Genomic DNA, 9,255 nt, shown 5'->3' with positions numbered 1-9,255 from the left:
CAGCCCCAGCACGGCGCAGGCGGCAGCCTCCTGCCCCACCTGCCCGGGGGAAAGCGCCGGGCCCATCAGTGGAACAGGCGGTGCAGAAACCCGCCCGCCGTCCGCTGAGCCGTATACTCCAGCACATCCACCCGCCCGGTGAGCTTCACCTCGCCTTTGTCGAGATCGAGGCTGGTGACGCTGAGCTGGGCCCCGGCCAGCGTGAGGGTGCCCTTGGTGGTCTCCATGGCGGCGCTGTCGGGGTCACACCGCAGCATCCGCCGCACGCCGGTCACGGTCAGCTTCCCCCGCCCCTCCAGGATCAGGTCATGGGGCAGGGCGTTATTATTTTGTGCTTCCGCCTTTGTCATCCGTCTCCCCTCCCCTTTTTACAGAGTATGAGGAGGCAGGCGGGGTTATTCGCTGATGATCTCGTACATCTCCCGGGCCACGTCCTTGGTGCGGGGCTCCACATCGGAGAGCACCTTGACCTTGATGGGCCGGTTGCCGAACGTCACCTCAATGATGTCCCCGGCCTTGACGGCCTGGCTGGCCTTGGCGATCTTGCCGTTGATGAGGATCCGGCCTGCATCAGCCACCTCATTGGCTACGGTGCGGCGCTTGATGAGCCGCGAAACTTTCAGATATTTGTCCAATCTCATAAAGACTCCAATCTAGACAGCAGGGCCCGCCCTTTGACAACAGGGAAAACCCATGCGTCCTACTCAGACCTGCCCGGCCTGCCAAGGGTTCCCCTGCTCAGGAAAGACTCCCCGGTCGGGGGAGGTGGCACGAAAGTGCCGAAAGGGGAGTGGCTGGCATCGCGAAGCGATGACTGAGAGGTTTACACAACAAAAACCGCCGGGCCTCGGTGGGAGGTTCCGGCGGCAAAAAGCAGTTTTTACAGGGTGTCTTTCAGAGCCTTGCCAGGCTTGAAGACGATGCTCTTGGAAGCAGCGATGGTGATGGGCTCGCGGGTGCGGGGGTTGATGCCCTGACGCTCGGCGCGCTCACGCACCTCAAAGGTGCCAAAGCCGGAGATGGAGATCTTCTCACCCTCAGCCATTGCCTTGCCCAATGCCTCAAAAGCAGCGTTGACTGCCATCTCCGCGCTCTTCTTGCTCATCTCGGTATTTGCCGCAACCTGTGCGATCAGATCCGTCTTGGTCATAATCGAAAACCTCCACAAATGTTTCTCTTCTTCGTTTTGTTATTCGAGCAGGCAGTCTCTCTGCCTGTTACCCGTTTGATTGGTGCTTTGCTTCCCGCGCAAATCGTTTGGCGGCAAAGGTCAGCGCCTCCTCGGCGTCAATGCCCTCCTGCCGCAGGGCGTCCACGGCGGCAAACAGCAGCTCACCAGCCGCCTGCGGGGCGTTTTCCGGTGTTCTGGCATCCCAGGCCGCCTCCGCCGCGTGCAGGGCATTCTCTGCCTGTCGGGGCGTCTGGCTGCCCACGCCATGGCCTGCCGCCCGCTTCTGCAGCTTCTGGGCACGCATCAGCGCAGGCAGGGTGGCCGGCACGGTATCCAGCTCATCGGCCAGGGTCCGGCGGCCCTTTTCCTTATTTTTGAGCGCGTCCCAGCTGTTTATACCAGCATTCCGGGCCGCGGAGGAAGCAAAGATGTTCGGGTGGCGGAAGACCAGCTTCTCGCACACCTCCCGGCAGACCTGCTCAAAGTTGAGCCGCCCGCGCTCTTCCTCCAGCACCACATGGAACGCCACCTGCATCAGCACATCGCCCAGCTCCTCCCGGAGCATGTCGGCATCGTCGGCGTCAATGGCCTCCAGCGCCTCACAGGTCTCCTCCAGGAAGTTTTTCCGGATGGAGGCGTGGGTCTGCACCTTGTCCCACGGACAGCCCGTTTCCGGGTCCCGCAGGATGCGGATGATCTGGACAAGATCCTCGGCCGTATAGTGCTCACGATCCGGCCAGTCCTGCATGGCGCATCCCTCCTGTGCTCAAAAACTGGATTTTAATTGTACCGCAGCTTTCGCCCTTTTGCAAGGGTTCAAGCGCATTTTCCGGCTTTTGCGGCCAATTTCTCGCACATTTTTCACATACAAAGGGGCGGTACCCCAGCAGGACACCGCCCCAGCGGAATTTTGGCTGTACTTACAGCTGCGCGCCGCACTTGTTGCAGAACAGTGCATCGTCCGAGACCGGAGCACCGCACTGGGGACAGGCCTTGGGGGCATCCTCCGCGGCGGCGGGCGTTTCTGCTGCCGGTTCTTCCGTGGGAGCGGCATCCGCTGCAACAGGCTCTTCCTCCAGATCACGGGTGATCTCCACCGCGGCGGGGCCAAGCGCCTCCTTGAGGGACGCCAGCTCCTGCTCAATGGAATCGATCATCTCGATGTATTTGTCCACGAGGGGCTGGTTTTCCTCATTGCCCTTGGCCAGGCTGTAGACCAGCGCGCCCAGCTGACGCTGTGCCTTGGCCAGCTTTGCCTGCTCGCTCACGATCTTTGCCTGGGTCTTGCCTCTCTCGGCCAGATCCATGGCGGCATTCTTGCCTTTCTCGGCGTATTCCAGACCCATTTCCTTGAGCTTATTGAAATCCATAAAAGGCACCTCTCTTGTTTGTACCCGGCAGTTTTTCCGGGTTTCTGCCAACGGCACAGGCGTCCTGCCCGTGCTTCCAGATGGTGGTTTCATTATAGCGCACTCAAAAGGGGATTGCAACGAATCCACCGCAACTTTTACAGTTTGGTGCAGGTTTGGCAACAGTTTTTTCGCATTTACACAAAAGGGCGCGTCACTGCGCGGTTTTGCCGCCGATCTCGCCGGCATAGAATTCCCGCAGCATACTGTCGGCGGGCAGCAGGTCCAGCGCCACCGGGGCCACATGCTCAAAGCGGCGGGCGGTCTCGTCCCAGAGCTCCGCGTTATGGCCCTCCAGCGTGAACTGCTGGCGCACCTTTTGCAGCAGCTTTGCGATCAGGCCCAGCTCATAGGTGAACGAGGTATCCAGCAGGAAATCCGCCGTGGTCTTGAACCCCTTGATATACCGGGTCTCGCCGTCCAGCACACGGTCCCACATGGCCAGCGTTTTGGCCGGGCTGCGGCCGCGGGTGGCGGCGTCGCGCAGGGTGCGGCGGCACAGGCGGATATCCTGGGTGTTGATGGTGCGACGGCCGTCGATGCAGTATTCCTCCCGCAGGCCCGCATAGACGCGGTAGATCTGGTCGCCAGGAACAAGGCTCGTCAGCTCCGGGTTGAGGGCGTGGATGCCCTCCACAATGCAGACGCCGCCTTTCAGGTCGATCTCTTCCGTCTCACTGGAGCGTGCCTCCTTGGAAAAATCGTAGACGGGCAGCACGGTCTTGCCCGTCTCGCTCAGCTCCTTGAGGCACTGGCGGATGAGGGGCAGATCCAGCGTATCGGGGTTCTCATAGTCCAGCGTGCCGTCCGGCAGGCGGGGGTAATACTGGGCCCCCCGGAAGAAATTGTCCAGGCTGACCACCCTGGCCGGGGTGCCCTGGCGCTCCAGCTCCTCGGCCAGCTTATGAGCCGAGGTGGTCTTGCCGCTGGCCGAGGGGCCGGTCAGCATGACGATCTTCGTGCCGGAAAAGCGCACTTTCTCGGCGGCATAGCGCACCCGCTCCCGGTAGCTCTGCTCGCTCAGGGCGGCAAGCTCCGCCGGGCTGCGGGCTGCAACGTTGTACAGCCCGACTTCAACCAACCGTTTCGGGACCCAAATCGTGATCATAAAAATCAGCCACTCCTTTTTTCCGTTCCAGTACCTCCGCAAAGCGCTGGATATACTCATTCGGATACTTGAAATTGAAGATGCGCTGCATCCGTTTTCCGCCGTCGGCCACCAGCTTGGTGCTGCCGCCCGCGCCGGCGGAGAGGATGGTCTGGACTTCCTCCATGATATAGATATTATAATATCCCTCGTGGCCCGGCTTGCACCAGCCCACGTTTTCCAGATTTTGCAAGGTATTCTTCTGGCGGTAGAGGTAATACGGGCGGTAGCCCGCCTCGGCCAGCAGATGGCATTTTTCCAGCATGGCGGCTACATCGGCATAGTCGTTCTCTTTCTGGTCCTCCATCACGATGCGGGAGGCCCGCTTGAGGGTCAGGGTGTGGACGGTGATATTCTCCGGGTCCAGCGCGATGGCCTGCCGCAGACTATGCTCAAAGCCCTCCACCGTGTCCCCCGGCAGGCCCGCGATGAGGTCCATGTTGATGTCGGTATGGCCTGCTTTCCGGGCATCGGCATAGCAGTCCAGAATGTCCTGTGCCGAGTGCTTGCGGCCAATGCCGGCCAGCACCTCGTCCGAGAATGTCTGGGGGTTGATGGAGATACGGGTGGCCCCGTACTCCTTGATGACCGCCAGCTTTTCGGCGTCGGTGCAGTCCGGTCGGCCCGCCTCCACGGTGTACTCCATCACCTGAGAGAGGTCAAAATTCTCCCGCACGGTGCCCATCAGCTGGCGCAGCTGGTCCGCCGAGAGGCTGGTGGGGGTGCCGCCGCCAATGTAGATGCTGCAGAGGGTCAGGCCCGCTTTGTCAGCCTGTGCTTTGATCTCCTCCACCTCCCGGCAGAGGCAGTCCACATAGGGCTGCACCATCTTGCGGTCCCGATCCAGGTTGCAGCTGACAAAGCTGCAATAGCTGCACCGGGAGGGGCAGAACGGGATACCGATATAGAGGCTGTAGGTCTTGGGCACGCTGCCCGCCTTTAAAATAGGCTCCTGCAGATCGGCAATGGCCTTGGCCATCTGGTATTTCTGCCGGGAGCAGTCGAACCGGCCCAGGAAAAACTGGTCGATGTCCTCCTCGCTCCAGCCAGCGGCCCGCTTATCGTGGATGAGGCGCACCGGGCGGACGCCCGTCATCTTGCCCCAGGGCGGGCGGATGCCCGTCCATGCCCGCAGCAGATCATACGTCAGGCTGGCAAGCGCAAACTCCGGCGTCTCGATATCGGGCAGGAGGGCCCGCGCCGTTTTGCTCTTTCCCCGCTCCCGCGCCATGGCCCAGAGGCCGTCCGGCTTTTTTTCGGCCCAGACGCAGTCTTCGCCGTCCTCCGGGGCGGTGAGGGTCAGGGGTGCCATGGGGTAAAACAGCCGGACCAGATGCTCCACCTCGTAGCCGGAGGGCAGGCCTGTGATATATATTTTCATGCTTTATTCCGCCTTTGCGTTCCGGAGCGCCTGCCGGATATAGAAGTTATTGTCCAGCTCCTGCCCCATGGTGGAAAAATCCCCGTGGCCGGGCAGCAGCTGCGTCCCGCGGGGGATGGGCAGCTTTGCAAACTTGCGCAGGCTCTGCTCCATCTTGCGGTCATCGCCGCCCTCCAGGTCGGTGCGGCCCATGCTCCCCTGAAAGACCGTGTCCCCGGCAAAGAGGTACTCGCCGCAGAGCAGCACCACGCCGCCCTCTGTGTGGCCGGGGGTGTGCCAGACCGTGAACTTGAGCTCATCCACGGCGATGGTCTCCCCCTCCTCATAGCCGCTGTCCACATCGGCTGCTTTCAGGGGAAGCAGCTGGGTGCCGCGGCAGTCAACCAGCTCACAGTAGAGCCTGGCCTTATGCTCCCGGCGGAGGGTGCCTGCACTGCCCACATGGTCATAGTGGCCGTGGGTGCAGAGGATGGTGGTGAGCTGCGCGTTGTGCTCTTTTAGAATTTTATCGTACTCCTGCACCTCGGCGGCCGGGTCAATGATGACCGCATGGCCCGCGTCCGAGATGAGCAGGAAGCTATTGGTGTAAAACGGCGCGGGGCCGAGAAGATGAAATGCCTGCATCGTGTTCTCCTTCACAAATATCTTGGCTCGCCCTCTGAAAGACTCCTCCGGCCGGAGGGAGATGTCGCGTAAGCGACAAAGGGAGGCCGAGCTGGCGCAAAGCGCCTGAGAGGGCGCTCTTACTCTTTATGCTTCCACTCGTCGGTATCAATGACGATGGTGCAGGGTCCCTCGTTGACGAGAGAGACCTGCATGTCGGCTCCGAACTCGCCGTGCTGGACCTCCTTGAGGCCCTGCTGATTCATCTCGGCAAGGAACAGCTCATAGGCATCCACGGCCAGCGGGGGCTTTGCCGCCTTGATGAAGCTGGGGCGGAACCCCTTGCGGGTGTCGCCGTAGAGGGTAAACTGGCTCACCACCAGCGCCGAGTACCCGAGGTCCTTTGCGCTGAGGTTGAGCTTGTCGTTTTCGTCCTTGAAAACGCGCAGTCCCGCGCATTTTTCCGCCAGCTTGGGCACGATGTCCAGCGTATCGGTATCTTTGACGCCCAGCAGGATGACGAGGCCGGGGCCGATGGGCCGGGGCTCCCCGCCGTTGACCCGCACACTGGCGGAGGAGACGGCCTGAATGACAGCACGCATGTTGTTAACTCCTTGTCACCTTGAGCACATCCTTGATCTTGGAAAGGCGGGCCACCACCCGGTTGAGGTGCTCGGTATTGTTGATGCCGATGGTCAGGCTGACCACGGCACAGTTGTTTTCCACCTGGCGGGCGTCATGGTGTAGATGGGCACCCGGATATCCGCCAGAGCCGCCAGCACGTCCCGCAGCAGCTCGTTGCGGTCCAGCGCAATGATCTCAAGGCCGGCTTTGTAGCTGTCCTTGACGCTGTCGGCCCAGTAGGCCTTGACCCAGCGGGGAGCGTTGGTGGGGTCTTTCATGCTGGCAATGGCGTTGACACAGCTCTGCTTGTGGATGGAGACGCCAAAGCCGCGGGTGATAAAGCCCACGATGGGGTCCCCGGGCAGGGGCGAACAGCACTTGGCAAACTTGATGGGGGTGTTATCAAAGCCCTCCACCACCACGCCATCGGTGGCGTGGACCTTGCTCAGGTCCACCTTGGCCAGCTGTTCGTTTTTATCTTCCTCGCTCTTCCGCTTCTGCCACTCTTCTTTCAGCTTGGGCAGGCAGTTAGCGATGGTGATGCCGCCGTAGCCGATGGCGGCGTACAGTTCTTCGGCGTTGTTCTGGCGCAGACGGCGGCAGCAGCTGCCGATGAACTCATCCAGCTCGTCGTCCGGGATGAAGATCATCTCCCGGCGCAGCTCCCGGGCCAGCGTGTCACGGCCCTCCTGGATGTTCTCCTCCCGGCGCATCTTCTTGAACCAGTTGCGGATCTTGCTCTTGGCCTCGCTGGTGCGCACGATCTTGAGCCAGTCGCGGCTGGGGCCCTTGTCCGCCGGGCCGAGGATGACCTCGATGATCTCGCCGGTGGAGACGATGTGGTCAATGGGGACCATCCGGTTGTTGACCTTGCAGCCCACCATCCGGTTGCCGACGGCGGAGTGGATGGCGTACGCAAAGTCGATGCAGGTGGCGCCCGTGGGCAGGTTGATGACATCGCCCTTGGGGGTAAAGGCAAAGACCTCCTCGGGGAGCAGGTCGCTCTTCAAATCATGGAGCAGGTTCCCGGAGTCCTCGCTGACGCGCTGGTTTTCCAACAGCTGACTCACCCATGCCAGACGCTCGTCCAGCTTATCGTGGCCATCCAGGCCCTCTTTATACTTCCAGTGGCTGCAACGCCGTACTCGGCCATCTCGTCCATCTTGCGGGTGCGGATCTGCACCTCAAAGGGGACGCCCTCGTGGCCGATGACCGTGGTGTGCAGGCTCTGGTAGCCGTTGGGCTTGGGGGTGGAAATATAATCTTTGAAGCGGTTGGGCAGCGGGTGGTACATATCGTGGATGAGGCCCAGGGTGCTGTAGCACTCGGCCAGGGTATCCAGAATGATGCGGACCGCATAGATATCATAAATCTCGTCAAAAGACTTGTTCTGCATGATGGTCTTGCGGTAGATGCCGTAAATGCTCTTGACCCGGCGCTTGATGGTGGCACCCTCGATGCCGCTCTCTTCCAGCCGCTTTTCGATGACGCTGGACACGCCCGCCAGGAATTCCTCGCCAGCCCGCTCGCTGAGCATCTTGTTGATCTCCTCGTAGCCCACAGGGTCGAGGTAATGGAGGCTGCGGTCTTCCAGCTCCTCTTTCACATTCAGGATGCCCAGACGGTTGGCGATGGGGGCATACACCTCCATGGTCTCCCGGGCTTTATCCCGGCGCTTCTGCTCGGGCCAGGCGTCGCCGGTGCGCATATTATGCAGCCGGTCGCAGAGCTTGATGATCATGACCCGGACATCCCGGCTCATGGCCAGCAGCATCTTGCGCAGGTTCTCGGCCTGCAGCTCCTCGATGTTGGAGAACTGAATTTTCGTCAGCTTGGTGACGCCGTCCACCAGCAGGGCCACTTCCTCGCCGAACGAGGATTTGATCTGCTCGATGGTGGTGGGGGTATCCTCCACCACGTCGTGCAGCAGGGCGGCGGCAATGCTCTCGGTGTCCATGCCCAGGTCCAGCACCAGCCGGGCCACAGCCAGCGGGTGGCAGATATAGGGCTCGCCGCTGCGGCGGCAGACGCCCTTGTGGGCGTCGTTGGCCATGTTGTAGGCCTTATCGATCATCTCCATGTTGTAAGCCTTGCCGCTGGCCTTGATGGCCTCCACAAGCTTTTCATAGGTCACGATCTCCGGCCGCACTTCCGAGGGCAGAGCGCCCTCCGGCGCGTTGGCCGGCAGGGCCGTGGCGGCCACGGTGGCCGTCTCCGGTGCCACCACAGGCTGGTGCAGGTGGGTCTTGGCCGAGTAGGAATCCTCCCCGGCCGCCCCCGTTTTTACTTTTTCGTCAGGCATTTTACTCTCCCTCCAAACATTTCAGGATGGGCGCGTCGGCCAGGTTTTTCTTCCCAGCCGTGGGCACAAGCTCCCAGAACTTTGCCCCGCCGTGTTCTACCGCGGCAATCAGGCCCACCTGTTCCAGCGCCGTGAGCGCTACCAGAGTTTTTCCCGTCTGCTGCTCGCCAAGCTTGGCAAACAGAGGCTGCAGGTCTTCCGCGTGCCAGCGGCGGGTCTGAAGCTCCCGGTACACCGTGATGATCTCACCGCGCACGGGAGCGATAAGCTTTTTCTGTTCGTCCTGCAGCGGGGTGCCCCGGCGCAGGGCCTGCACCAGCGCGGTCTGCTCGGCCACGGCATGGCCCAGCCCCGCCGGGTGCAGCTCGATGACGCGGCCGGAGAGCTGCGGGCCCCGGGCCGATTCATACACCGAGAGGTTGAGGGCGGCATCCACGACATCGCCCATGGCGTAGGGCAGCTGCTCCGGGTGCATCCCGAACCAGACCGCGTAAATGCTGGCATTCCCCTGCCGCAGGCGCAGGCGGCAGTGCTTTCCCTCCGAGACCGGGTAGATGCCCTCCACCACGCTTTTTCCAGCAGGAACACCGGAGTGGGGTTCTCGGCGCCGTAGGGGGC

At 61.7% G+C, this 9,255-nt stretch carries 10 protein-coding genes and 1 pseudogene; all 11 read right to left on the bottom strand.

Translation table 11 applies throughout. The features are described 5' to 3' along the window. Nucleotides 1–65: 65 nt before the first annotated feature. On the bottom strand, nt 66–350 hold the full coding sequence (locus DXA70_RS11335) for a YabP/YqfC family sporulation protein (RefSeq protein ID WP_022256186.1): 285 nt from the start codon (nt 348–350) through the stop codon (nt 66–68). 45 nt (nt 351–395) lie between these two features. Next, nucleotides 396–641, bottom strand: coding sequence for an RNA-binding S4 domain-containing protein (locus DXA70_RS11330; RefSeq protein ID WP_112148141.1), 246 nt, complete (start codon nt 639–641; stop codon nt 396–398). Nucleotides 642–880: 239 nt separating this feature from the next. Beyond that, on the bottom strand, nt 881–1,150 hold the full coding sequence (locus DXA70_RS11325; protein ID WP_015564272.1) for an HU family DNA-binding protein: 270 nt from the start codon (nt 1,148–1,150) through the stop codon (nt 881–883). A 67-nt stretch (nt 1,151–1,217) separates the two neighbouring features. After that, complete coding sequence (locus DXA70_RS11320) at nt 1,218–1,919, bottom strand: MazG family protein (RefSeq protein ID WP_022256184.1); 702 nt, start codon at nt 1,917–1,919, stop codon at nt 1,218–1,220. A gap of 172 nt (nt 1,920–2,091) precedes the next feature. Further along, nucleotides 2,092–2,541 (bottom strand): zinc ribbon domain-containing protein, encoded by a 450-nt coding sequence (locus tag DXA70_RS11315; protein WP_112148139.1) that lies wholly within the window; start codon nt 2,539–2,541, stop codon nt 2,092–2,094. 193 nt (nt 2,542–2,734) lie between these two features. Next, nucleotides 2,735–3,688 (bottom strand): nucleoside kinase, encoded by a 954-nt coding sequence (locus tag DXA70_RS11310; protein WP_128118528.1) that lies wholly within the window; start codon nt 3,686–3,688, stop codon nt 2,735–2,737. Next, entirely contained in the window at nt 3,654–5,108 is a 1,455-nt protein-coding gene (gene hemZ / locus DXA70_RS11305; protein WP_128118527.1) for a coproporphyrinogen dehydrogenase HemZ, read from the bottom strand. The genes DXA70_RS11310 and hemZ overlap by 35 nt, the downstream gene beginning before the upstream one ends. Before the next feature lie 3 nt (nt 5,109–5,111). Further along, nucleotides 5,112–5,732 carry an MBL fold metallo-hydrolase gene (locus DXA70_RS11300; protein ID WP_128118526.1) on the bottom strand — a complete coding sequence of 207 codons (621 nt, stop codon included), beginning with the start codon at nt 5,730–5,732 and terminating at the stop codon, nt 5,112–5,114. Between the two features lie 119 nt (nt 5,733–5,851). Continuing rightward, nucleotides 5,852–6,313, bottom strand: a complete 462-nt coding sequence (gene dtd, locus DXA70_RS11295; protein WP_128118525.1) for a D-aminoacyl-tRNA deacylase — start codon at nt 6,311–6,313, stop codon at nt 5,852–5,854. 4 nt (nt 6,314–6,317) lie between these two features. Further along, nucleotides 6,318–8,637, bottom strand: a pseudogene (locus DXA70_RS11290) (bifunctional (p)ppGpp synthetase/guanosine-3',5'-bis(diphosphate) 3'-pyrophosphohydrolase). Between the two features lies 1 nt (nt 8,638). After that, complete coding sequence (locus tag DXA70_RS14735; RefSeq protein WP_243001355.1) at nt 8,639–9,202, bottom strand: hypothetical protein; 564 nt, start codon at nt 9,200–9,202, stop codon at nt 8,639–8,641. Between the last annotated feature and the right edge of the window lie 53 nt (nt 9,203–9,255).

Origin of the sequence: Faecalibacterium sp. OF04-11AC, assembly GCF_003460645.1 — a bacterium.
In the GTDB taxonomy this organism is placed as follows: domain Bacteria; phylum Bacillota; class Clostridia; order Oscillospirales; family Ruminococcaceae; genus Faecalibacterium; species Faecalibacterium prausnitzii_I.
The sequence above is the reverse complement of the archived record's forward strand: the minus strand, read 5'-3'. Positions and strand labels throughout refer to the sequence as shown.

Coding starts and splice junctions, on each gene's coding strand:
- DXA70_RS11335 (WP_022256186.1), bottom strand. CDS start 350: ATGACAAAGGCGGAAGCACAAAATAATAACGCCCTGCCCCATGACCTG.
- DXA70_RS11330 (WP_112148141.1), bottom strand. CDS start 641: ATGAGATTGGACAAATATCTGAAAGTTTCGCGGCTCATCAAGCGCCGC.
- DXA70_RS11325 (WP_015564272.1), bottom strand. CDS start 1,150: ATGACCAAGACGGATCTGATCGCACAGGTTGCGGCAAATACCGAGATG.
- DXA70_RS11320 (WP_022256184.1), bottom strand. CDS start 1,919: ATGCAGGACTGGCCGGATCGTGAGCACTATACGGCCGAGGATCTTGTC.
- DXA70_RS11315 (WP_112148139.1), bottom strand. CDS start 2,541: ATGGATTTCAATAAGCTCAAGGAAATGGGTCTGGAATACGCCGAGAAA.
- DXA70_RS11310 (WP_128118528.1), bottom strand. CDS start 3,688: ATGATCACGATTTGGGTCCCGAAACGGTTGGTTGAAGTCGGGCTGTAC.
- hemZ (WP_128118527.1), bottom strand. CDS start 5,108: ATGAAAATATATATCACAGGCCTGCCCTCCGGCTACGAGGTGGAGCAT.
- DXA70_RS11300 (WP_128118526.1), bottom strand. CDS start 5,732: ATGCAGGCATTTCATCTTCTCGGCCCCGCGCCGTTTTACACCAATAGC.
- dtd (WP_128118525.1), bottom strand. CDS start 6,313: ATGCGTGCTGTCATTCAGGCCGTCTCCTCCGCCAGTGTGCGGGTCAAC.